The sequence below is a fragment of the Jannaschia helgolandensis genome (assembly GCF_900109285.1).
Classification (GTDB): Bacteria; Pseudomonadota; Alphaproteobacteria; order Rhodobacterales; family Rhodobacteraceae; genus Jannaschia; species Jannaschia helgolandensis.
Genome location: NZ_FNZQ01000002.1, coordinates 196,269 through 218,808, shown reverse-complemented (window position 1 = coordinate 218,808; position 22,540 = coordinate 196,269). Strand labels below are relative to the sequence as shown.

Here is a 22,540-nt window from a genome sequence, read left to right as displayed (position 1 = left end):
CATGGAGCACTCCTCGATAGCCCCTGAATTTTGACACTTGCGGGCCGCAATAGGGTCGAATCCGTGCCATAGTTGTGCCACGATCCACAGTGTTGCCCCCAGATTGCCTTATTGTAACGGCATAACTGCCTTATTCAAACCGGGGGGTTTATGATGAATGTCTGCTTAAATGGCCTTAAAACCGGCCCAATCTGCCTTGGCGACGTGATGAGCCAGGTTCACGGTGAAAGCATCACGATGACCCAGACGGGTCTGGGAATGTTAGCGTTCCTGGCGGTTGTGGTGGCGATCTTCGTATTCCGCAGTCCAGCCTGAACCGACCTGACATGGAACCGAGAGGCTTGGCTTAACTGGCCTTTCCCGTTTTTCAGGTTCATAGGCGCGTTGCCTGCCGTATATGGCTGGGAACGAAGTCATGGCCGCAGGCCTATAATGTATCATCCTTCGGGTGCGTTCAGCGTCAACTCTCCGTCGTCTTCCATCTTGCGGATCATCGCGACGATCTCGCTCATCGCAAGCTCGGTCTCTTCCGGGGTCGGAGGGTCACGTTCGCCGATCTCCTCGCGGAATTGGTCGGCCATCCGCTTGGAGATAGAACCGAGGATGAAATCCACGACCTCGGCCATGTCGTCGGCCGCGCCGGCAAGGGCGGTAACGATCACAGACCCGTCCAGTCCGCGCAGAACCTTGGGCATGTCGCGCGGGGAAATGCGGTCGGCGATATTCTCGAAGCTGAACACGGCGAAGCGGACGCGGGCCGCGAAATCCGGATGGGTCGCCTCCAGACTGTCGAGGATGGCGCGACGCACGCCGGAGGTTGCCGCATTCAGTATATTGCCGACCCGCTGCACCCCGTCGGTCGCAAAGGCGACAGGCTTGCGCGATGCCCTTTCGCGGCCGAGCGCAATGCCGATCTGAGCCACGGCAGTCGGAGTGACATCTTCGGTTTTGGCAAAGGCGGCAGCGATGCGGTCCGCCCGTTCCGGCGGCAGTAACTGCATCAGTTCGGCGGCCCGCGTCGCAGGGAGCTTAGAGAGGAGAACGGCGCAGACTTCGTCGGATTCGCCGTCGATCATTGTCTTCAGGCCGGCCGCATCGAGTTCGGAAATCTTGGTCCATGGTCCGCTGCCGGGCAGGGCGGCATTCCCTAATTCATTGGTCATTGCGTCAACCACATCCAGCGAAAGCTGGCTTTCCAGAAGAGCAAGCACCTTGGCGCGGTCGCGCGGAAAGTGCAGGCCGATGCTGTCGAGTTCGGCCGAAAATTCGGCGATGATATCAGCCAGAGTGCCGCGATCGATAAAGCGCAACCGGGCCATGTCATCAACCAGTTGCCGCTGCTGATCGGGCGGCAGGTCGCGCAGGCCCGGATCTGCCCCTCCGGAAACGAGCAGGTGGATCACCACCGCCGCTTTCTGGCGCCGTGTCAGCGGGCCGCCCGAAGGTGGAAGGCCCGGAACCGGGACATTCGTCGGCTGATAGGTCAAGGCAGACTCCGTTCACCGCGCGGTCAGGTGACGGAGTCATGAACCCAAAACGTTAAGAACCCGTTGCGGTGACGAGGCCATCCACAACGGGTTCCGGATTTCGCGTTCATCAGGTGCCGGGTCTGCGATCCGGTCGATGCGTCAATCTACTGCAGTTGGGTAGCTGTTCCAGCAGTTGGCGTCGTTGTTGGCCCAGTCGGTCCCGGCATTGCATTCGCCGACTTCGAAGTTGGCCGCATCAGATGTTGCCGTGCTCTCGTCGTAGATTTCGGCGCTCGATCCGGCCGTGGCGAGCGCCAGCGTCGATTCGCCTTCGCTGTCGATCTCGACGCGGGCTATGAGGGTGTTTCCATCGATGCTTGTGCTGCCGGATACGTTCGTCTGAACGACGAAATCGGGAAGCTCCAGATCGGTTGTGGAGTTGATGACGATGCTGTCGCCATAGTCGGCGGCGGGATCCACAGGCTCTTCCAGGCTGGCGGTCTGGACGGGATCGCCTACGGCGGTCTCTGTCGATGCGACGGTGAAGCTGTCGGCGGGCTGCTCGACGGCCGTTTCGACGACTGTCGCGTCGGAGCCATCTGTGGCGCTCACAAATTTCTGGGCATGTGCGATGCCGGGCAGCAGCATCACGGACAGGGCGATGTAACGGATCATGACTAAAACCTCGGTGTTGGCAGACCCGCAATGCTTGCCTTGTCAATAAGGCGAGAATCAGGACGATTTATGTCAGCCCGGCGGTTTCTTTGGCGCCAATCATGATGTTCAAATTCTGGACAGCCGTGCCCGACGCGCCTTTGCCGAGGTTGTCGAGAACCGCCGTTACCGTCACCCGGCCTGCGCCGTCACCCTGTACAGACAGGATCATTCGGTTGGTGTCGCGCGTGGCCTGAGGATCAATCCGATCACCTGCCATTTCGACGCTGACGAACGGATCGCCGTGATAGAAATCGCGCAGTGCTGCCTCGATCCGGGCGTGTCCGGCAATTTCGCCGGGCAACAGATCCGCATGCAGATGCAATTGAACCATCATGCCCTGAGCGAAATTCGCCACCATTGGCTGGAACAGGGGCTTTCGGGTCAGGCCGCCGTATTTCATGATCTCGGGGATGTGCTTGTGCGACTGGGTCAGCGCATAGAGATAAAGGTCAGGCGCCGTCCCTGCCTCGTACTCCGCGATCAGCGCCTTGCCGCCGCCGGTGTATCCGGACACGCCGGTCAGAACGACACCGTGATCGTGCGGTACGAGGCCCGCATCTGTCAGGGGCCGCAGCATGGCGATTGACCCGGTGGCATAGCAACCGACGTTCGCGACACGGGTCGCGTCGCGGATGCGATCCCGCTGACCGGGCAATTCGGGCATGCCGTAGACCCAGGCCGCCGCCGTCCTGTGCGCGGTCGAGGCGTCGATGATCCGGGTGCCGCCCGCCAGTATCACCGCGTCGCGGGCTGCATCGTCGGGCAGGCACAGAATGGAGACGTCTGCCTCGGCGAAGGCATCCTTTCGGGCGGCTGCATCCTTGCGGTGTTCGGTCGGCACCGACACCAGACGGATGTCGTCCCGCGCCTCCAGCCGGTCACGGATTTGCAGGCCGGTGGTCCCGGACTCGCCGTCGATGAACACTGCGGTCGTCATGCTGTCGTCTCCGTTTGTCGGAGGATGGATACGACGGTGGCGGGTTACGTGCAACGGCACCGGACCCCGGCCGCCGGAGGGGCGAGGGGCTGCCGGATGTGGTGAAAAACCGAAAATCCCGTGTTTCTATCGCTGCGAAAATCAGTCTTTGAACCCATGGAAGATTCATCTTGCGCGCGCGGCACTTGCCCGGCTAGCGTTCTTGCAAGCGTATGCACGCCTTGATCCTAACGGCGAGGTCGGGAAAGGGAAGCACCTTCGCAGCCAAAGTCGTCTTGATGACCCGAGAGGGAGGAACAGGGCGGCCGCACCGGAAAACCGGGCACACGACACGCATAGCAAACCGATGGGGAGATACCGATGCTGATCAAGAACCTTGCCCTTGCGGGCGCCTTCGCGCTTTCGGCCACGGTGATGACAACCACCGCCGTGGCCGCCTGTTCGTTTGAGAACGATGTTGAAATCAAGACGCTGAGCGCGGGTTTCGAGGCATGGAAGGCCGTGACCGACGCCATGGCGGAGTGCGGCAACGTATCAGCCGAGCTGGATCAGGAGTTCCGCACCAAGCAGCCTGCCGCCTTTGCCGCCAACCCCTCGCTCTATGCGATCGGTGGCGTTTCGAATGGCACTGTCACGCCGCTTCTGAATGAAGGCACGATCCGACCACTGGACGATCTGGTTGCGAAATATGGTGAAAACTTAAGTCCCAACCAGCTGATCCGGGTCAACGGCGAGGTGATCGCCATCGCCATGATGGTGAATACGCAGCACCTTATGTATCGCAAGGATATCTTCGAGGATCTGGGGTTGGACGTCCCCAGAACCTATGACGAGGTGCTTGTCGCTGCACAGACCATTCAGGACGCCGGGGTCGTCGATTATCCGCTGGGGGCCACCATGGCCTCTGGCTGGAACATCGCGCAGGATTTCAACAACATGTTCCTTGGTTATGGCGGCACCTTCTATAACGAAGACAGCACGCCCGCGGTGAATTCCGAAGCCGGGATCAAGGCTTTGGAGATGATGAAAAAGCTGACTGCATACATGGACCCGGAGTATCTCGTCTCGGATTCCACCTACGTCCAGCAGCAATTCCAGCAGGGCAAGATCGCCATGGCAAACCTCTGGGGGTCGCGCGGCGGCGCCATGGACGACCCGGCAGAAAGCCAGGTCGTCGGCAAGGTCGGATCGGCTGCCGCGCCCATCGCGGTCGAGGGCGGGCCACCTGCAACGACGCTTTGGTGGGACGGCATCGTGATCGCCAAGAATATCGACGATGCGACTGCCGACGCGGCCTTCCGCGTCGCAATGGAGGGCCTCGACAGCGAGATGGTGCAGGGTGCGAACGAAGACGCGATATGGCTGATTTCAGGCTATACGCCGGGTGACATGGCGTCGGGTGCGATCGCCACGGCGACGGCCACGCCCGCGCCCATCAGCTATCCCTCGACCAGCCAGATGGGCCTGATGCACACGGCCCTCGGCAACAAGCTGGATGGCTTCTTCACCGGCAACATGACCGCCGAGGAGACGCTGGCCGCCGTCGAAGAGGATTACATCAGCCAAGCCAAAGAAGCCGGTCTGCTGGAATGATCGGACCCCGCCGGGGGCGCACAATCCGCATTGCGCCTCCGGCCGCCCCTGAGGACACGTCCACACGTCCCGTTCCACCAGCTCCGGGGACCGCGCCATGAAGTTCCGCACCTTCGCCATGTTCGTCGGACCGTCGGTCGTCATGATGCTGATGTTCATCGCGTTCCCGTTGGTGACGGTTTTGCTGAATTCCTTCCAGGTGACGCAGCCGGTGTTCCAGGTCGTCGAGACCGAAACCTGCACCCCCGGTTTCATCACCCAGACCTGCACGACCGAGATCAAGACGATCCCGGTTCTGGACGGTGACGGCAAGACGGTCACGACCACGCGGTGGGTCGGCTTTTCATCCTATGCCAATGTCCTGGGCGGCGAACGTCTGACCCGCGCCCTGTCCGACTTCGACCTTGGCGCTGTCTTGCAGATCGACTTCTGGAAGGCGCTGCGGTTCACGCTGACCTTCACGCTTGTCACGCTGCCATTGGTCCTTGGACTGGGGCTGGCCATCGCGGTCGTGGTCAACAACGCCGCCACGGCAGTGAAAGGACCGGTGATCTTCGTTTCGCTGCTGCCATTCATCATAACACCGGTCATCGGCGCGCTGTCGATCCGCTGGCTGTTCTATGGCGACGGGATCGTGACGGTGTGGCTGGAGGCGCTGTTCGACACCAACCTTTCGGTCGCCGCAAATGGCTGGGCGATCGAATTCCTGATGATGTTCTATCGCGTCTGGCACGTTGCGCCCTTCGCCTTCGTGATCTTCTACGCGGGCCTGCAAACGGTCAATCAGGACACGCTGGAATCGGCGATCATCGACGGCGCGTCTCGGTGGGAAAGACTACGATACGTCGTGATCCCGCACCTTATGCCGCTGATCGTGTTCATCACGCTGATCCACCTGATGGACGCCTATCGCGCCTTCGAGGAGGTCATCGGGTTTTCGTCCGAATCGTACCGGATCACGCTGCAATACCTGACCTATGATTACCTGACGCCGGACGACGCGGGAAACCGTCAGATCTCGTCGGCCAGCGCATCGGCGATGCTGACGATGATCGGGGTCGTTGTATTGCTGGCCGCGCCGCTGCGCCGCACCTGGCGCGACCACAGAGGGGCATAGAAATGTCCGACGCATCCGTTCCACGCGCCCTGCGGCAGCCATTATCGCTGAAACTGGCGTCAAACCTGTTCCTGCTGGCATGGCTGTCACTGGCAGCCTTTCCGCTGTTCTGGATTGTGGCGATGTCGTTCAAATCGCCTGTCGATGCCTTCTCCTCCTCGGCAATCAACGTTCTTGTGGGCCCTCGGACGCTGGCCGATGGCAAGGGGCTGTCCATCGTCGATATCCTGCTGGGCCTTACGGTGGCATGGCTGTCGATCAGGGCAGCGACGAAATGGCTGATGCCGATGGCGGCGGGCGAGGGGACCGTGCAGCGCATCTTCAGTTGGGCGGTAATCGCACTGGGGTTCGCGGTCCTGTTCATCATCGGGTTCTTCTTCATCGTGCCCTGGATCTCTGGGCCGCTGAATGCGCTTCTCGGGCCGCTGGGCAGACCGGTGCTGGGGCTGACTGCGGAACATTACCGCGCCGTCTGGGTCGAAAACGCATTCTACGAAAACTTCCGCAACTCAATGATCGTGACATTCGGGGTGGTCACAGTGTCGCTGACGGTGGGGACATTGGCAGGGTATGGGCTGGCCCGGTCAGGGTCGACATTCGCATTCTGGATTTTGATTATCGCTTTGATTTTCAGAGCCTTGCCCCATTCGGTTCTGGTTGCCGGATACCTGCCGGTGTTTATCAACTCGGCCGAAATTCTCCGGCCCGTCCTGGGGGAGAATGCACCGACGCTCTACGGTCAGCCGCTGGCGGTGATCGCGGTGCTGGTGTCGATAAACCAACCCTTCACGATCTGGATGCTGCGCTCGTTCTTCCAGAACATCCCGGTCGATCTGGATGAAAGCGCGCGTGTCGATGGCTGCACACATTTTCAGGCCTTTCGCTGGGTCATCATGCCGGTGATGTGGCCGGGGGTGATTACGACGGGTCTGTTCAGTTTCCTGCTGGCCTACAACGATTTCCTCGTGACGTCGCTGCTGCTGGATGCGTCGAACCAGACGATGGTTCCGGCGATCGCCGGGTATTTCAACCGCGAGACGACGACCACCGATCAGGTCGAGGCGGTGGCCGCGGCGGTCAGCATCACGGCACCGCTGTTCCTGCTGGTGATGATCTTTCAGCGGCAGATCGTATCGGGCCTGACGGCGGGGGCCGTGAAGGGATGAACGCCGGTTCATCATAATCCGGACGCGACACTCCGATGAAGCGTTGCACGGCGCGAACGAGCGGGCTGCTGCGTGACTGAAGCCTTCCCGGTCCGCAAAAACACTCAGCCTGGAACCCCACGTCTTCCGTCATGCGAACATACATGGGCTGTCCGATGGTTTTCCCAGGAAAAGTCGTGCCATGCCTTCTTCGACGAATTCAGCCGATGCCGACCCTTTCGCGAAGGATCGGTGCCGTCTTTAGCAAAAGCACTTTCAACCCCTTGCGCGGACGCGTAACCCGGCGCCATGCGTATTCTTTTCCTTGGCGACGTCATGGGACGTACCGGTCGCACTGCCATCACCGAACGCCTTCCCGGTTTGCGCACCGATTGGCGACTGGATGCAGTTGTTGTGAACGGCGAGAACGCCTCATCGGGGCGGGGTCTGAACGCCAGTCAGGCCAGGGGTCTGTTTGATGCGGGGGCGGATATCGTCACGCTGGGCGACCATGCCTTCGACCAGAAGGACATGATGCAGGCCGTCGAACAGGACGCCCGCATCCTGCGCCCGATCAACTTCGCCAAATCCGCACCCGGCAAGGGCTGGCGGGTGTTCGACATCGGGGGCCGCAAGCTGCTGGTCGCGCAGGTGCTGGGGCAGGTGTTCATGTCGCGGACCTATGACGATCCGTTTTCGGCGATCGAACCTGTTTTGAAGGCGCATCCGCTGGGCCGCGCCGTCAATGCCACGCTGGTCGACGTGCATTGCGAGGCGACGTCCGAGAAGATGGCGATGGGCCATTTCTGCGACGGGCGCGCCAGCATCGTGGTGGGCACCCACACCCATATTCCCACCGCAGACGCCTGCATCCTGCCGCGAGGAACGGCGTTTCAATCGGATGCAGGGATGTGCGGCGATTATGACAGTGTGATCGGGATGGAAAAGACCGAGCCGCTGCGGCGGTTCATCACCGGCATGACCAGAGACAGGTTCGAACCTGCGAACGGCGAGGCGACGCTGTGCGGACTGTTCGTCGAAACCGATGACGCCACCGGATTGGCACGCGAGGTCGTGCAGGTGCGGCAGGGCGGGCGCCTGTCGCAGAGCGGTCCAGCCACAGGGCCCGCGGTATGAGCTGGCTCGACCTGTCGCAACCCGCCGAAGCCTGGATTACATTGGGCGTTCTCGCGGTGATGCTGGGTCTGTTCATCCGTGAGGTCTATCCGACCGAAGTGGTGGCGATGGGCGGCGCGGCAATCCTGCTGGCGACGGGGATATTGCCCTACGAGGCGGGCGTTGCGGTTTTGTCCAACCCGGCACCCTGGACTATCGCGGCGATGTTCCTGTTGATGGGCGCGCTGGTGCGGACCGGCGCGCTGGACTGGTTTACGCGCTTTGCCGAGGCGCAGGTCGGCACCCGGCCCCGGCTGGCCATCGGCATGTTGCTGGCCTTCGTTCTTGTCGCCTCGGCTTTCGTGGCGAATACGCCCGTCGTGGTCGTGATGATTCCGGTGTTCGTGCAACTGGCGGGCGCGATGAAGCTGGCACCGTCGAAGTTGCTGATCCCGCTCAGCTATGCGTCGATCCTGGGCGGCACGATCACCCTGATCGGGACGTCGACCAATCTGTTGGTCGACGGGGTGGCACGGGCGCGGGGGATGGAGCCGTTCACCATCTTCGAAGTCTCGCCGCTGGCCATTCCTGTGGCGTTGGTGGGCATGGCATACCTGTATTTCATCGGTCGGCACCTCTTGCCCGAGCGGACGTCGATGGCGGCCATGCTGGGCGGATCGCGCAAGGCCGCGAAATTCTTTGCCGAGGCGATTATCCCGCTTGATTCGAACCTGATCGGGCGCGAGGCGACAGACGTGCAACTTTTCAAACGCGATGGTGTGCGACTGGTCGACGTGGTGAGGGGCGATGCGTCGTTGCGCCGCAACCTGAGCGCCGTGACGCTTCAGACCGGCGACCGCGTGATCCTTCGCACCGAGATCGCGGAACTGCTGACCTTGCAGCGCAATCCCGACCTGAAGCGACTGGATCAGGTGGGCGCGGTCGAGACCACGACGGTCGAGGTTCTGATTACCCCGGACGCAAGAATGGTCGGTCGACGGCTGGGTAACCTGCGGTTGCGGCGCAGGTACGGGGTCTATCCATTGGCCCTGCACCGGCGGGACCGGAATATATCGGGGCAACTGGACGATATCGTCGTGCAGGTGGGTGACACCCTGCTTCTGGAAGGCGCGGGCGACGATATTCACAGGCTGGCTCTGGACATGCATCTTGTCGAAGTCAGCGCACCGCGAGAGCAGGCATTCCGCCGCGAGCGCAGCTGGATCCCGGTGGTCGTGGTCGCGGGCATCGTTGTGTTGTCGGCAATGGACCTTGCGCCGATCCTGGCACTTGCAGTGCTGGGTGCGGTGATCGTTCTGTTGACGCGCAGCGTAGACGCGGACGAGGCGTTCGGTTTCGTCGACGGCCGGTTGCTGGCGATGATCTTCGCAATGCTGGCCGTGGGCGCGGCGCTGGAATCTTCGGGTGCGGTCGAGATGATCGTTAACGCGGTCGCACCGTATTTGCAGGGATTGCCGGGGCCGCTTCTGGTACTGGCGGTGTTCGCGCTGACCTCGACCCTGACCGAACTGGTCAGTAACAATGCCGTGGCCGTGGTGGTCACGCCGATTGCCATAGCCTTGGGGCAGACCCTTGGCGTAGACCCGCGCGGACTGGTGGTGGCAGTGATGGTGGGGGCGAGTTGTGCCTTTTCGACACCCATTGGCTATCAGACGAACATGCTGGTCTATGGTCCGGGCGGATATAGGTTTACCGATTTCGCACGGGTGGGAATCGGCTTGAATGTCATTGTCGCTCTCGTCTCGTCTGCGCTGATCCCTCTGATCTGGCCGCTTTGAACGATCATCTGGAACTGCCTGGGAGGCCTAAATGCGCTCTATCCTGATTTTTCTGCCGCTCGTCCTCGGGGCGTGCCAAACCCTTGCTACCGCGACTGGCGGGGATGTGCCGCAATCCGATGTGATCGTGCCTCCGGGTGAGGTGCGGGTCGTCTCGGCCGCAGCAACGCCCGGCGAAGTCACGATCCGGTTGTCGGATGGAGCGCGCTGCACCGGAACCCGCCCCGAGGGGACGCCGGGCGGTTGGTCGGGCGTGACTGCCGATTGCGGTTATGCGCTGCCATATACGGTGATGTTCAAGCAAGGCAGCGTGCCGCAGCGATTCCAGATCGAGGTCCCCGCTGCGGGCACCGGGCCGCGCGCGGAAATACTGGTAGTTGACGTGGATGGTGTACGCCGTCTGTTCGCCGCGCCGCTGGGCAGCAACGTACGGTTCGAAACTCAAGGCTGACGCAAGAGGCGGGGGGCCATGTGCCCGCCCGCGCTACTCTCCCGCCAGTAAGGTCCGGGCATGATCGGGCCGGGGGGCCGGTTCCAGATTGCCGGGGGCCGTGCGACCCTCGGCGGCCAGTTGCGACAGCGCCGCGTTCAGGCGGCGGCGGGCAATTCGACCCGCCCCCTTGCGAACCATGTATCCTGTGATCAGCGCCGCAAGCCACGGACGATCCAGGCGATCGATCTTGCGCATCAGACCCGTCAGCCAGACCGGGTCCTGCCGACGTCCGCGCCAGAGCTGGGCGAACCGCAGCGGGGTCAGCGTGTCGTTGACGGCCCCGGCGATCAGGCGGTTGAGGATGCCGATCCCTTCGATCCGGGCCTGAATGTCCGTGCCTGCATGGGTCGCGGGCAGGCGCATGACGTGGCCGGCCTGGAACAGGCTGGCGTGCATCGCATCCGCAGACTCGGTCGGGTCCGTGATCAGATAGACCCGCGCCGCCCCGTCGATCATCCGCGCGGCATTGCCATAACGCGGGCCGAAAGGCAGCGACCACGCGTTGCGGAACCGGCGTTCCCAGGGCGCGATATCGCGGGCGAGTGTGGCATAGGGCTGCATCAGAAAGACGATCGAACCGGGGGCTGCCACGCTGTGCGCCGCGGCACCGTAGGCTCCCATGCCGCCGCCCGCGAAGACTACGGTGTCGTAGTCGTCGAAGAAGCCATCGTCGGTCAGGCCGTCGAAGAAGTCGTGCAGGTCGTCGTCACGGAACCAGGTCCGCCCCTCGGCCATGATATCGAGGGTGGCCCAGCCCCGTTTGCGCGCCAATCCGCTGCTGAGCGGCAGGCCGCCGTCACGTGCCCGCGTGGTGTCCAGGCATTCGAACGTCACCAAAAGAGTGTCGCCGCCGGGCCGGTGCAGCGCCAGATGCTCGTCACCGATCTGTCGCAGATACCCAACGTCTCCTGCCGCCTGCGTCAGCGCGGCGCGGTGGGCGGCGCGGGTCATCAACTGGGGCATGGGTTTGGACATGAGAATCCTCGGGTCACGGGACAGGGGTATATCGTAACGCGAAAACCCCGCAGTTTCAGGCCAAAAAACGTCCTCTTTGCTTGATATTCCTGCCGCATTGTCGCCGTATCGGCAATGATGAAGCCGCCTGCCGCGGATTTACCCGTCAGGAGCAACATGACCGAATCCCCGATCCAACACCCCCTACCGACGATTACCGTTGTCACTTGCCTGCGCGATGAAGGACCGTTCGCGGTTGAATGGATCGCCCACCTGCGGGCTTTGGGTGTCGGGCAAATCCTCGCCTTCACAAACGATTGCCGCGACGGGACCGGCGCGTTGCTGGATGCACTGGCACCCGCAGGGGTGGTTCATATGCCGCAGGGCGACATTCTAGGGTCGAACCCTGCGCCGCAGTGGCGCGCTATGGCCGCGGCATGGGATCATCCGGCCTGCCGCGACGCGGATTGGCTGGCGCATCTGGACCCGGATGAATTCATTGCGCTGGACGGGCCCGCGACCTTGCCGGACCTTGTCGCCCGAATGCCCGACGCACAGGCCATCGTGCTGCCGTGGCGGTTATTCGGCTGTGCCGGACGGCTGGAGCCGGGGCAGGGCAGCACACCGGAGCGGTTCGACCGCGCCGCCCCCGCGGGCGTGGCCTATCCGGCGCTGGCGTCGTTCTTCAAGACGCTGTTCCGGCGTGACGGCCCGTTCACCGGTTTCGGCATCCACCGCCCGCGCCAGTCCGCGCCCCCGGTCCTGTATGACGATACCGGCGCGCGGAACGACGCACTTGCGCAGGCCGCGAAACGCATCCTGCTGTGGCGCGGCGGGCAGGTGCCGGACGGGCGTATTGCACAACTGAACCATTATTCTACACGGTCCGTTCATGAATTTCTGGTCAAGCGGGACAGGGGCCTGCCGAACCACGTCGGCAAGCCGGTCGATCTGGAATATTGGGTGGAACGCAATTTCAACGAGACGCGCTGCAATATGATCGCTTCCCAACTGCCTGCCATGATGGCGGAGACAGCGCGCCTGCGCGACATGCCTGGCGTCGCAATGGCCGAGGCGGCGGCACGGGCATGGCATGACGCGGAGCTTTCGCGCATTCTGGCCACGCCCGACGGCGCGCGTTTGTGCGGCAGGTTGGTGCTGGCAGCGGGCAGTCGCGCCCCCGCACCCGCCCTTGGCCGCAGCCTTCTGGACCTCTATGCCCGCGCGCAGGAGGCGGGCAGATGATCGAAACGCGGGTTTTGAACGGGCAGGTGATCGAAGGCGTCACCGTGCTGGACGCGATTGGCGATGCCGAGGGCCTGCGGGTATTTTTCGCTGCCGGAACCGATCCGAACCAGATAGGGCGGCAGGGCAAGGTGGTGCCGCAACAGGCGATTTCGGTCAATTCGTCGCTGATGGTGCGCTGCGACTGGTCGGGCAAGGGCCGGGCCGCGTTGCCGGTGCGGGGGATCGCGGCCAGGATTGACGTCGCCGCACCCGAGCCTGGATTATTCACGGGCGCGCGCGTCCTGATGGGGGCCCGCAATGGCGAGACACCTGAACTGGTGCGCGACTGGCTGCGCCATCATGTCGCGACGCAGGGGGCTGATGCCGCGCTGATCCTCGACCGGGTGCGACCGGGCGAAAAAGGGCTGGCACCGGCGCTGGACATGTTGCTGGAGACCGCGCCCGTGGCGGGTCTGACACGGGTGGTCGTGGTCAGCAGTCCCGTGCCCCTGGGCCATGACGCGATCAGCGAACGGCATCCGCTTCAGGCCCCGGACGCGCCCGGCAAGGACCGGATGGCGGTACCCGAAACCGATCCGTGGACCGCACCGATGGCGGCGATGATCGTCTGGGAGGCGTTGCGCTGGCGGTTCCTGACCGATGCGCGCGCTGTGGCCTTTCTGGACGTGTCGGACATGTTGTCCCCCGCGCCGCCGGGGCGCCGCGCTTTCGACCTGATCGACGGGTCCGATCTGGGCGTGGTCGCGCTGATCGGGCGGCGGATATACCCGTGGCGCGTGCGCAAGGGGCAGGCTGCGACATTCGGCGATCATATCTGCGACCAGTTCGACAATCCGGGTGGCAACCGGCGCTGGGTCGCGGCACCTGCGCGCTTGCCTAGGGATGCGCCGTTTCGTCTGGTGCGCGTCGGCGGGTTGAAGCCTGGCGCGCGCGATGTGGCGTTTTTCTATCGTGCGATGGCGGCCAAGACCCCCGAGAATGACGCCGACGCGCCACTGGCCCCCAAGGCCGGGCTGGTGGTGGACGACGACCTGCTGGCGCTGGCCCGCAATGGTTTCGGTCACGACCCGATCCTGCCTCCGGTGTCCGAGAGGTCGGGTGCCATCGGGGTTGCGGCGTCGGTACCCGGTCGGACGGCCATCGTGACCTGCATGAAGAACGAAGGGCCGTTCGTTCTGGAATGGATCGCCTATCATCGTGCAATCGGGGTCGATGATTTTCTTGTCTATACGAACGACTGCTCGGACGGGACCGACACGCTTCTGGACCTGTTACAGGATCAGGGCATCGTCGCGCATCGCGAAAATCCGTTCCGAGCCACGGATATGAAGCCCCAGCATGCCGCTTTGGAGGCCGCCGAGGCAGAGCCGATCATGGCCCGTGCCGGATGGGCGATCTGCATGGATGTGGACGAGTTCATCAACATTCATGCCGGGAACGGCCATCTGCGCGACCTCTATGCAGCGGTCGGCGACGCGAACATGATTTCGATGACATGGCGTCTGTTCGGCAACTCGGACCTGCACGATTTCGAGGATGCGCCGACGCCCGCAAGGTTCGATCGCTGTGCGCCGCAACTGATCCGCAAACCGCATCAGGCCTGGGGGTTCAAGACGTTGTTCCGCAACAACGGCATCTATCGCAAGATGGGGGTGCATCGTCCCAAGGGCCTGAAACCCGGCTTGTGGGAAGAGATTTCCTGGGTCAACGGGTCGGGACAGCCGATGCCCAAGGACATGCTGCGGACCGGATGGAGGTCGTCGCTGGATACCTATGGATACGATCTGGTGACGCTGAACCACTATGCCGTGCGGGATGCCGAAAGCTTTCTTGTCAAACGCGACCGGGGTCGCGTGAATCACGTCGAGCGCGATCAGGGACTTGGGTACTGGTTTCGAATGAACAACAATGCGGAGCAGGATCGGTCGATTCAACGGATGTTACCCGCGCTGGAGGCGGAGATGGCGGCGTTGAAAGCGCTGCCCGGCGTGGCGGCGCAGCATGAGGCCTGTGTCGCGGCACACCGCAAACGGATCGCGGAATTGCGGAACGGGGATGCCTTCGCCGCATTCTATGCTGAGATCACCGGGCGGCGGATGCAACGGCTCAGCCGGATGCACGGACATTTCGGAGCGAACGTGTTTCTGGCGGGGCCGGATTGCGTGCCCGACCAAGTTTTGGACGCCGACGTGGCCGGGGATTTCTTCTTCACCGTGGGAGATGTGGACGAGACGGCGCATTGAACGCGTGACAGGCTAGCCATTGCAGATTTCGCGCAGCGCCTGCCAGCTTGGATCGTCCAGCGCCGGGGGCATCCGCGATGGCGGGACGTCGCCACGGGGCAGGCCCACGGCCGTGGCATAGGGTCCCCATGCCAGGCGCGCCATGTCGAAACCCGGGCGCAGTATCTCGACCGAAAGGCTGCGTTCGGGCGCGAGCAACAAGCCCTCGACATGTTCGGTGATCGCCCGGTCGGTGATCTGCCCCTTCATCAGAAGCCGCAGCAGGTCGATGAAGCCCATCTGTTTCAGGAACCGGGACAGGGGAGCCTGCTGTCGGGCCGATATGGCGGCGGCCAGAATATGCCCGGCGGCGACGTCGGGGTCGTCCTGAGTGACCAGGATACTGTCCGAGATCGCAATTGTTCCGCCGGGAAGGGCCATTGCCGGTTGCGGCAGATCTCGCAGTACTGTCAGCCGGATCGGTGTGGTCGGCAGAATACGCTGTCGCAGGATGGACAAGGCTTCGTTTCCTATCGCCGTGCCACAGGGTGCACCGGTCAGAAGGGTTAGTTCGCCCAGCATCCGGTCGCCCACTTCGGCCCGCTGTGCGACGGGCATGAAATTCTCGGCTTGACGGCGCAGCGTATCTGGCAACCAGATCAACGCGACCCCGACCAAAAAGCCCGCGACCAACCCGAGGATCAGTCGCCGCAGCGCCCCCGGTCGCTGGCGGCCTTTCTCGACGGCGGCCATGACCCGGTCGAGGGCGGCGATCATCGCAGTCTCCTCGATTTCGAGTTCCTCGTCATCGGCGGCGGCAGGCCCATAGAGGGCAGGCGTCTCGCCCGGATTGCGACGGACTAGTGCAGGCAGGGACCAATGCGACAAGGCCGCTCCGGTACTGTCCTGAATGACCAGTTCGGCGTTGCCGATGGCAACGTAGACATCGCGCCGCTGCTGCCCCGCTCCGGGGCGCCAGAGCGCGGGGGATTCCAGTCGTTCCAGTCCGTCGATTGCAGTCATCCGGGGCGACCTGCCGGGGCGGCGCGCACCTGATCGCGCAACAGGTATTTCTGGATCTTGCCGGTCGAGGTCTTCGGCAATGGCCCGAAGGTGACCGCCTTGGGCGTCTTGAAACCAGCCAGGCGTGCACGGACGTGGGCGATGATCTCCGCCTCGGTCACGTCCGCCCCGTCGCGCAGTTCGACGAAGGCGTGCGGCACTTCGCCCCAGTAATCGTCGGCCGCGGCAACCACGGCGCAAAGCGAGACGGCATCGTGGTGCATCAACACGCCTTCGACCTCGACCGAACTGACGTTTTCGCCGCCTGAAATGATGATGTCCTTGGCGCGGTCGCGGATCTGCACATAGCCGTCGGGGTGTTTGACGCCCAGATCGCCGGAATGGAACCAGCCGTCCGCAAACGCTTCGGCTGTGGCATCGGCGTTCTTGAGATAGCCTTTCATCACGGCGTTGCCTCGGATCACGATTTCACCCTGAGTCGTGCCATCGGCTGGCACAGGCCGGCCGGAGTCGTCCAGCACATCGACATGTTCCATCATCGGATAAGCGACCCCCTGTCGCGATTTGAGCGCGGCCTTCGCGGCAGGGTCCAGTGCGTCCCACTCGCCAGGCTGCCAGACGTTCTCGACGACGTGGCCGTAGGTTTCGGTCAGGCCGTAGACATGGGTGACGTTGAAACCCAGCGACTCCATCCGCGCCAGCGTCGCGGCGGGGGGCGGGGCACCGGCGGTATAGACTTCGACATGCTGGGTAAAATCCCGGCGGTCGGGCGCATTCACCAGCGCGTTCAGTACAATGGGCGCGCCTCCGAAATGGGTCACGCCTTCGTCCGCCAATGCGTCGAAAATCGCAGGTGCGGTGACGTCACGCAGACAGACGATGGTCCCACCCAGAACCGGCACCATCCAGCTGTGACACCAGCCATTGCAATGGAACAGCGGCACGACGACCAGCAGACGGGGATAGAGGGTCAGGCGCCAACTGACTACGGTGCCCATGGTCATCAGATAGGCGCCGCGATGATGGTAGACGACGCCCTTGGGCCGCCCCGTCGTGCCCGACGTGTAGTTCAGCGCGATGCTTTCCCACTCGTCCTGCGGCAATATCCAGTCAAACGCCGGGTCAGCGCGGGCGAGTTCATCCTCGTATTCCGGATGACGACCGGATGCCGGGTGACCCGCAGCGTCGTCCGCGATCTCGATCAACAGGGGCGGCGTGTCGAGCGTGGCGCAGGCGTCTTCGGCCAGCGACAGGAATTGCGTGTCGACCAGCATCAGTTTCGCGCCACCGTGCGACAGGATGTAGGCAACGGTGTCCACATCCAACCGCGTATTGATCGTGTTCAGGACGGCCCCGCAGGAAGGCACGCCAAAGCTGGCTTCGACCTGCGCGGGGACATTTGGCAGAAGGGTCGCCACGACGTCACCGGGGCGGATACCACGCGCGGCCAGCATCGCGGCCTGCCGGGTCACGCGGTCGCGATATTGCGCATAGGTCCAGCGGGATGCGCCGTAAACCAGCGCCTCGCGCCCCGGCCAGATCTGCGCGGCACGGTTCAGGTGCGACAGCGGCGTCAGCGCGACGTGGTTCGCCGCGCATCGCTCCAGTCCCATCTCGTCGCTGAGCCAGCCCATGCGTTTCCCCCCTGCGCCGTTGCCCTTGTCCCCCGGGCTCGCGATAGTGTGCAGACAGGGCCGCCGAGGACAAGGGACGAGATGCAGAACAGACCCCTCATTGCGGCCGCACATATCATGACGGCGATGGCGATCATCGGGCTGATCGACCAGTTCATCCGTGTCATCGCCATCGACAGCAGCCTCTGGACGTTCCATCTGCTGCGGTCGGTGATGATCTGGACGATCGCGCTGGCCTGGCTGGCGATCTCTCGCAAACGGCTGGAGGTGGTCAGCTGGAGGGGCGTGTTGGCCCGGTCGGCATTCAATGCCACGGGTCTGCTCATCTATTTCGGTGCCCTTGGGTTCCTGCCCGTGGCGCAGGCGGCGGCGGGCCTGTTCTCCGCACCGATCTTCGTGCTGATCCTGTCGGTCGCGCTGTTCCGGTTGCGGATTGGGCCGGTGCGGATCGTCGCGGCCTTCACGGGGTTCGCTGGTGTTCTTATGGTTCTTTCGCCGGATGTATCGACCCTTTCACCTGCCGCATTCGTGCCGCTGGCCGCGGGGCTGTTCTATGCCATGGCGGCCATTGCCACGCGCGAATGGTGCCCGGACGAACACGCGCTTACCCTGACACTGGGTGGATTTGCTTTCATGGGGCTTTGGGGTCTTTTGGGTATCGTCAGCATTGCGGTCGCGGGGGGCGAGGGGGCCGATTTCCTGACGCGCGGATGGGTCTGGCCGACGCCCGAGGTCCTGTGGTGGTGCATCGTACAGGCGCTGGGCAGCCTGATCGCCGTGGTCCTGCTGACACGGGGCTATCAACTGGCCGAGGCGTCCCTGGTGTCGGTGTTCGAATATTCCGTTCTGGGGTTCTCGGCGCTGTTCGGCCTGTTGGTCTGGGGCGATGTGTTGTCGGTGCCGGCGATGCTCGGGCTGCTTCTTATCGCAGCCGCGGGCAGTCTGATCGCCTTGCGCGGGCGGGGTGTTCCGGCATGATCCTGTCACCGGGCCGGGGATATGCCTTCGTCCATGCCCCCAAGACCGGCGGCACCGCCATGGCACTTGCGCTGGAGGCGCGGGCGATGGCCGACGACATCCTGATCGGGGACACACCCAAAGCGCGGCGTCGCCGGGGCCGGTTGAAGGGTGCGCAAACGGCGGGGCGGCTCTGGAAACATTCCACGTTGCGGGACGTGCGCGGTTTGATCCCCGATAGCGTTCTGGACGCCCTGGTGCCAGTGACGCTGGTGCGCAATCCATGGGATCGTATGGTCAGCTACTATCACTGGCTCAAGGAACAAAGCTTTGATCATCCGGCGGTCGGGCGGGCAAAAACGTCCGGCTTTGCGGACTTCGTGATGGATGCGGAGGTCGGCGAGGGATTCCGGCGCAATCCCTATGCCAGCTACGTCGCCGGGGGGCGCGATCCGATCTTTCTTCGGCTGGAGCATCTGGACACCGACCTTGCCCCGTTCAGCGCATTGCTTGGCTTCGACCTGATGCTGCCGATGGCCAACCGTTCGGTGCGGATACGCGATTGGCGCGGCTATTACGACGATGCCACACAGAAACGTGTGGCGGATATCTGCGCGCAGGATATCTCGGCCTTTTCCTACTCATTCGATCCGGGTGAACCGGCGTAAACTCGCCGTGGCATCAAGGCGACGCTAGGTTTCGCCACGGCGGCGGCCAAAGCGCGGCAGGGTCGCATCGGTGTCTGCCAGTACATCTTCTGCCGTAACACCCAAGGGACGAAAGAAACCCGCATGTCAGACGTCAAATTGTTCAGTCACGACGCTTTTCCGATTGCCGGGTCGCCCGAAACCATCCCACGGTTCGTGCCGGGCACCCGGCTGTCCACGCCGGACGGGCCGTGCGGCATCGAGATGCTGGCTGTCGGCGATACCGTCATCACACGTGCCGGACCGATGCGGATCGCGCGTCTGGGCGAGATGCGGAAATCCCGCGCAGACTGGACGTTCGACAGGTCGGCCTGGCCCGTCCGCATTCCGGTCGGCAGCCTGGGGAACAGTCGGCCCATGCGCCTGTCGCCCGATCAGCGCATTCTGCTGTCGGGTGAGACTCTGGCGCGGATCTGCGGCGTCGCGGAAGTGTCTGTACCGGTCCGCGACCTGATCGGCCTGCGCGGTCTGATCGTCGAACGGCCCCTTGCCGACCTGCGCTACCATGGCCTGTCCTTTGGCCTCCCGGCGGTGGTCGAGGCCGAAGGCGTGCCCTGCGAAGTCGACACGGGAGAGGCCGCGACACTGGACCGCGACCTGGTGCGGGCAGCCTTTCAGGCGATGCACGCAGTGGGTGAACCGGTCATGAAGCGCTAGGTCTGCGTCCGTTCCGGCGTCCGTGGTGCCCGGAAGAGAACGTCAGACCCGGGGAACCCTACGGAAGGTCCAGCGCCTGCGCCGTAACGGCGCAGGCGAGCAAGGCGTTGATCGCGGGTGTTGCTTTTCAGGTGTCGGTTTCGGTTCCCATATCCCAGTCAGTTGGGGGGCTTAGGGGTTAACCATACAGGCGAAATACGGCGGGACCGTGGACGGACACATGGGTCGTTGGGAAACAATCGAGGCCTGACCGCGCGGCCTGTTCGCCTTCGCAAGATGCCTCCGGCGGGGATATTTTGACCAAGAGGAAGACCCCCGATGAGCAGTAGACTTGACTGGCTGCCCATGGGGATCGAAGAAGCCGGGGCTTCCCCTTGGACGGTCATCGGCGTCCCCGCCTGTACCGCCCGATTATCAAAGCACACAAGTCTTAACAGCCACCTAAAACCGGCATCCTTTTGGTGAAAATATCCCGCGGGGGTCCGGGGGTGTGAAACCCCCGGCACGTTCGGAATGCACGCGTTCAGGCCGCCTGCTGCGCGGTGTCGCCATAGAACGCCGTTCCGTCTTCGGCCATCCGCCGCAGCATCGAAGGCGTCTTGAAACGGTCGCCGTACTTGACCGTCAGTGCATCGCAGGTATCCGCAGCCCAGGCCGCGCCAACAATGTCGAGCCAGCTGAACGGTCCGCCGGACCACGGCGCAAAGCCCCACCCCAAAATCGCACCGACGTCGCCTTCGCGAATGTCCTCCAGTACGCCTTCTTCCAGAGCGCGAACCGCCTCCAGTACCTGCGCGAACATCAGGCGGTTCTGAACCTCATGCAGGTCGGGCTGCTCCCCGGCCTCCGGATAGCGCGTGCCCAACTCCTGCCACAGGCCTTGCCGCTTGCCCTTGTCGTCGTAGTCGTAGAAGCCCGCATTCGACTTTTTACCCAGACGGCCCGCGTCCTTGAACGCAAACAGAACCTCGTCCACCGCGCCATCGGGATAGGCGTCGCCCATTGCCGCCCGCGTCGCGACCGCGATCTTGACGCCCAGATCGATGGAGGTCTCGTCCACCAGTTGCAGCGGCCCCAGCGGGAAGCCCAGCATCTTGGCCGCGTTTTCGATCAGCGACGGGGAAACCCCTTCGGCGACCATGCGGATTCCTTCGTTGATATAAGGGATGATGCAGCGGTTGGCATAGAAGAACCGTGCATCGTTCACCACGATCGGGGTCTTGCGGATCTGGCGCACGAAATCGAGCGCCTTGGCCACGGCGATGTCACCCGTCTGCTTGCCCTTGATGATCTCGACCAGCAGCATCTTGTCGACGGGCGAAAAGAAGTGAATGCCGATGAACTGATCGGGCCGGGCGCTGGCCTTGGCCAGTTCGGTAATCGGCAGGGTGGAGGTGTTGGTGGCGAAGATGCAATCCTTGCCCACGATTGCTTCGACCGCTTTTGTCATATCGGCCTTGACGTCAACGTCTTCGAAGACGGCTTCCACGATCAGGTCGCACCCTTCGAGTGCCTTCAGGTCCGTGGTGGCAGTGATGCGACTCAGAACCTCGGCCTTTTTGTCTTCGGTCACCTTCTTACGAGAGATGCCCTTATCGAGGATGCCTTCGGAATAGGACTTTCCCTTGTCGGCGGCGGCCTGTTCGCGGTCAATCAATACGACTTCGATACCGGCGTTCGCCGAAACATAGGCGATGCCCGCGCCCATCATGCCCGCACCGATGACGCCCAGCTTGGACACCTTCTGATCGGGCGCATCGGGCCGGTTCGCGCCTTTCTCCAGTGCTTCCTTGTTAATGAACAGGCTGCGGATCATCGCCTCGGACGAGGGGTTCATCAGAACGTGGGTGAACCAGCGTGCTTCGATCTTAAGCGCCGTGTCGAAGGGCACCAGCGCACCTTCGTATACTGCCGACAGCAGGGCCTTGGCGGCGGGAAAGGCGCCTTGGGTCTTGCCATTCACCATCGCGCTGGCTCCGACGAAGGTCATGAAGCCTGCCGGGTGATAGGGCGTGCCGCCGGGCATCTTGTAACCCTTGGCATCCCACGGTTTGACGATATCGGCATCGGTCGCCGACAGGACCCAGGCGCGGGCGTCGGCCATCGGATCGGAGGAAACCTCGTCGATCAGACCGGCCGATTTGGCCTTCTTCGGGTCGGAGAGCTTGCCTTCCAGCAGGAACGGCGAAGCGGCCATCGCGCCCATCTTGCGCGCCAGACGGGTCGTGCCGCCCATGCCGGGGAAGATCCCGACCATGATTTCCGGCAGGCCGATCTTGGCCTTGGGGTTGTCGGCGGCGAAGATGCGGTGGCAGGCAAGGGGGATCTCGAACCCGATACCGAGCGCTGTGCCCGGAAGGACGCAGGCAACCGGCTTGCCCCCTTTATTGGTCTTGGGGTCCAGATTGGCCCGCTCGATCTTGCGCAGGATCGCGTGGGATTTCATCAAGCCGTCCATCAGGCCCGCCGCCGGATCGTCGCCGGACATTGCCTTCATCTTGGCGATGACGTTCAGATCCATGCCACCGGCGAACGTGTCCTTGCCGGAAGTGATGACGATGCCCTTCACCGCGTCGTCGCCCAGCGCGTCGGTGACACAGCCATCCAGATCGTCCCAGCCTTCGAGGCTGAGGACGTTCATCGATTTGCCCACCACGTCCCATGTGATGGTAGCGATGCCGTCGGCGTCCTTGGTCAGGGTGAAATCGGTCATGGCGGTCTCTTTTCGGTAAAGGGGAAAGGTGGGGATGAA

General features: G+C 63.2%; 18 protein-coding genes. 11 read left to right on the top strand and 7 right to left on the bottom strand.

Annotated features, from left to right (window positions below; translation table 11 throughout):
- Positions 1-437: 437 nt before the first annotated feature.
- The 3 genes from BMY38_RS08055 to argC form a co-directional block, all read right to left on the bottom strand.
- On the bottom strand, positions 438-1,487 hold the full coding sequence (locus BMY38_RS08055; RefSeq protein ID WP_092761669.1) for a FliG C-terminal domain-containing protein: 1,050 nt from the start codon (positions 1,485-1,487) through the stop codon (positions 438-440).
- Between the two features lie 141 nt (positions 1,488-1,628).
- Positions 1,629-2,144, bottom strand: a complete 516-nt coding sequence (locus BMY38_RS08050) for a hypothetical protein (protein ID WP_092761667.1) — start codon at positions 2,142-2,144, stop codon at positions 1,629-1,631.
- A 67-nt stretch (positions 2,145-2,211) separates the two neighbouring features.
- Positions 2,212-3,123, bottom strand: a complete 912-nt coding sequence (argC, locus tag BMY38_RS08045; RefSeq protein WP_092761665.1) for an N-acetyl-gamma-glutamyl-phosphate reductase — start codon at positions 3,121-3,123, stop codon at positions 2,212-2,214.
- A 360-nt stretch (positions 3,124-3,483) separates the two neighbouring features.
- Here argC and BMY38_RS08040 point away from each other — a divergent pair, with 360 nt between their 5' ends.
- The 6 genes from BMY38_RS08040 to BMY38_RS08015 all read left to right on the top strand — a co-directional run bounded on the left by BMY38_RS08040 (position 3,484) and on the right by BMY38_RS08015 (position 10,344).
- On the top strand, positions 3,484-4,716 hold the full coding sequence (locus tag BMY38_RS08040; RefSeq protein ID WP_092761664.1) for an ABC transporter substrate-binding protein: 1,233 nt from the start codon (positions 3,484-3,486) through the stop codon (positions 4,714-4,716).
- A gap of 97 nt (positions 4,717-4,813) precedes the next feature.
- The gene (locus tag BMY38_RS08035; RefSeq protein ID WP_092761662.1) at positions 4,814-5,833 is read left to right on the top strand and encodes a carbohydrate ABC transporter permease; all 1,020 of its coding nucleotides are present in this window, start codon (positions 4,814-4,816) and stop codon (positions 5,831-5,833) included.
- A 2-nt stretch (positions 5,834-5,835) separates the two neighbouring features.
- On the top strand, positions 5,836-6,999 hold the full coding sequence (locus tag BMY38_RS08030; protein WP_092761660.1) for a carbohydrate ABC transporter permease: 1,164 nt from the start codon (positions 5,836-5,838) through the stop codon (positions 6,997-6,999).
- A 288-nt stretch (positions 7,000-7,287) separates the two neighbouring features.
- On the top strand, positions 7,288-8,115 hold the full coding sequence (locus BMY38_RS08025; RefSeq protein WP_092761658.1) for a TIGR00282 family metallophosphoesterase: 828 nt from the start codon (positions 7,288-7,290) through the stop codon (positions 8,113-8,115).
- A complete protein-coding gene (locus tag BMY38_RS08020; RefSeq protein ID WP_092761657.1) occupies positions 8,112-9,893 on the top strand; it encodes an SLC13 family permease in 1,782 nt (593 codons plus the stop codon). Before BMY38_RS08025 ends, BMY38_RS08020 begins: the two co-directional genes overlap by 4 nt.
- Before the next feature lie 31 nt (positions 9,894-9,924).
- Positions 9,925-10,344: a hypothetical protein gene (locus tag BMY38_RS08015; protein WP_092761655.1), complete on the top strand. Its 420-nt coding sequence runs from the start codon at positions 9,925-9,927 to the stop codon at positions 10,342-10,344.
- A 33-nt stretch (positions 10,345-10,377) separates the two neighbouring features.
- Here BMY38_RS08015 and BMY38_RS08010 read toward each other — a convergent pair whose 3' ends face one another.
- Entirely contained in the window at positions 10,378-11,361 is a 984-nt protein-coding gene (locus BMY38_RS08010; RefSeq protein WP_092761653.1) for a hypothetical protein, read from the bottom strand.
- 156 nt (positions 11,362-11,517) lie between these two features.
- Here BMY38_RS08010 and BMY38_RS08005 point away from each other — a divergent pair, with 156 nt between their 5' ends.
- Positions 11,518-12,585, top strand: a complete 1,068-nt coding sequence (locus BMY38_RS08005; protein WP_175495808.1) for a glycosyltransferase family 2 protein — start codon at positions 11,518-11,520, stop codon at positions 12,583-12,585.
- Positions 12,582-14,831: a glycosyltransferase family 2 protein gene (locus BMY38_RS08000; protein WP_092761649.1), complete on the top strand. Its 2,250-nt coding sequence runs from the start codon at positions 12,582-12,584 to the stop codon at positions 14,829-14,831. Before BMY38_RS08005 ends, BMY38_RS08000 begins: the two co-directional genes overlap by 4 nt.
- A gap of 12 nt (positions 14,832-14,843) precedes the next feature.
- Here the strand turns inward: BMY38_RS08000 and BMY38_RS07995 are convergent, their stop codons facing one another.
- Entirely contained in the window at positions 14,844-15,833 is a 990-nt protein-coding gene (locus tag BMY38_RS07995; RefSeq protein ID WP_092761647.1) for a M48 family metalloprotease, read from the bottom strand.
- Positions 15,830-17,467, bottom strand: a complete 1,638-nt coding sequence (locus tag BMY38_RS07990) for an AMP-binding protein (protein WP_092761645.1) — start codon at positions 17,465-17,467, stop codon at positions 15,830-15,832. The genes BMY38_RS07995 and BMY38_RS07990 overlap by 4 nt, the downstream gene beginning before the upstream one ends.
- A gap of 81 nt (positions 17,468-17,548) precedes the next feature.
- Here BMY38_RS07990 and BMY38_RS07985 point away from each other — a divergent pair, with 81 nt between their 5' ends.
- The 3 genes from BMY38_RS07985 to BMY38_RS07975 all read left to right on the top strand — a co-directional run bounded on the left by BMY38_RS07985 (position 17,549) and on the right by BMY38_RS07975 (position 19,788).
- Complete coding sequence (locus tag BMY38_RS07985; RefSeq protein ID WP_092761643.1) at positions 17,549-18,445, top strand: DMT family transporter; 897 nt, start codon at positions 17,549-17,551, stop codon at positions 18,443-18,445.
- Positions 18,442-19,092 (top strand): sulfotransferase family 2 domain-containing protein, encoded by a 651-nt coding sequence (locus BMY38_RS07980; RefSeq protein ID WP_092761641.1) that lies wholly within the window; start codon positions 18,442-18,444, stop codon positions 19,090-19,092. Before BMY38_RS07985 ends, BMY38_RS07980 begins: the two co-directional genes overlap by 4 nt.
- A 123-nt stretch (positions 19,093-19,215) precedes the next feature.
- Positions 19,216-19,788, top strand: a complete 573-nt coding sequence (locus BMY38_RS07975; RefSeq protein ID WP_092761639.1) for a Hint domain-containing protein — start codon at positions 19,216-19,218, stop codon at positions 19,786-19,788.
- A gap of 523 nt (positions 19,789-20,311) precedes the next feature.
- Here BMY38_RS07975 and BMY38_RS07970 read toward each other — a convergent pair.
- The gene (locus BMY38_RS07970; RefSeq protein WP_092761637.1) at positions 20,312-22,501 is read right to left on the bottom strand and encodes a 3-hydroxyacyl-CoA dehydrogenase NAD-binding domain-containing protein; all 2,190 of its coding nucleotides are present in this window, start codon (positions 22,499-22,501) and stop codon (positions 20,312-20,314) included.
- Positions 22,502-22,540 lie beyond the last annotated feature (39 nt).

Coding starts and splice junctions, on each gene's coding strand:
- BMY38_RS08030 (WP_092761660.1), top strand. CDS start 5,836: ATGTCCGACGCATCCGTTCCACGCGCCCTGCGGCAGCCATTATCGCTG.
- BMY38_RS08040 (WP_092761664.1), top strand. CDS start 3,484: ATGCTGATCAAGAACCTTGCCCTTGCGGGCGCCTTCGCGCTTTCGGCC.
- BMY38_RS08025 (WP_092761658.1), top strand. CDS start 7,288: ATGCGTATTCTTTTCCTTGGCGACGTCATGGGACGTACCGGTCGCACT.
- BMY38_RS07980 (WP_092761641.1), top strand. CDS start 18,442: ATGATCCTGTCACCGGGCCGGGGATATGCCTTCGTCCATGCCCCCAAG.
- BMY38_RS07990 (WP_092761645.1), bottom strand. CDS start 17,467: ATGGGCTGGCTCAGCGACGAGATGGGACTGGAGCGATGCGCGGCGAAC.
- BMY38_RS08050 (WP_092761667.1), bottom strand. CDS start 2,144: ATGATCCGTTACATCGCCCTGTCCGTGATGCTGCTGCCCGGCATCGCA.
- BMY38_RS07970 (WP_092761637.1), bottom strand. CDS start 22,501: ATGACCGATTTCACCCTGACCAAGGACGCCGACGGCATCGCTACCATC.
- BMY38_RS07975 (WP_092761639.1), top strand. CDS start 19,216: ATGTCAGACGTCAAATTGTTCAGTCACGACGCTTTTCCGATTGCCGGG.
- argC (WP_092761665.1), bottom strand. CDS start 3,123: ATGACGACCGCAGTGTTCATCGACGGCGAGTCCGGGACCACCGGCCTG.
- BMY38_RS07995 (WP_092761647.1), bottom strand. CDS start 15,833: ATGACTGCAATCGACGGACTGGAACGACTGGAATCCCCCGCGCTCTGG.
- BMY38_RS08000 (WP_092761649.1), top strand. CDS start 12,582: ATGATCGAAACGCGGGTTTTGAACGGGCAGGTGATCGAAGGCGTCACC.
- BMY38_RS08015 (WP_092761655.1), top strand. CDS start 9,925: ATGCGCTCTATCCTGATTTTTCTGCCGCTCGTCCTCGGGGCGTGCCAA.
- BMY38_RS08020 (WP_092761657.1), top strand. CDS start 8,112: ATGAGCTGGCTCGACCTGTCGCAACCCGCCGAAGCCTGGATTACATTG.
- BMY38_RS08035 (WP_092761662.1), top strand. CDS start 4,814: ATGAAGTTCCGCACCTTCGCCATGTTCGTCGGACCGTCGGTCGTCATG.
- BMY38_RS08005 (WP_175495808.1), top strand. CDS start 11,518: ATGACCGAATCCCCGATCCAACACCCCCTACCGACGATTACCGTTGTC.
- BMY38_RS07985 (WP_092761643.1), top strand. CDS start 17,549: ATGCAGAACAGACCCCTCATTGCGGCCGCACATATCATGACGGCGATG.
- BMY38_RS08010 (WP_092761653.1), bottom strand. CDS start 11,361: ATGTCCAAACCCATGCCCCAGTTGATGACCCGCGCCGCCCACCGCGCC.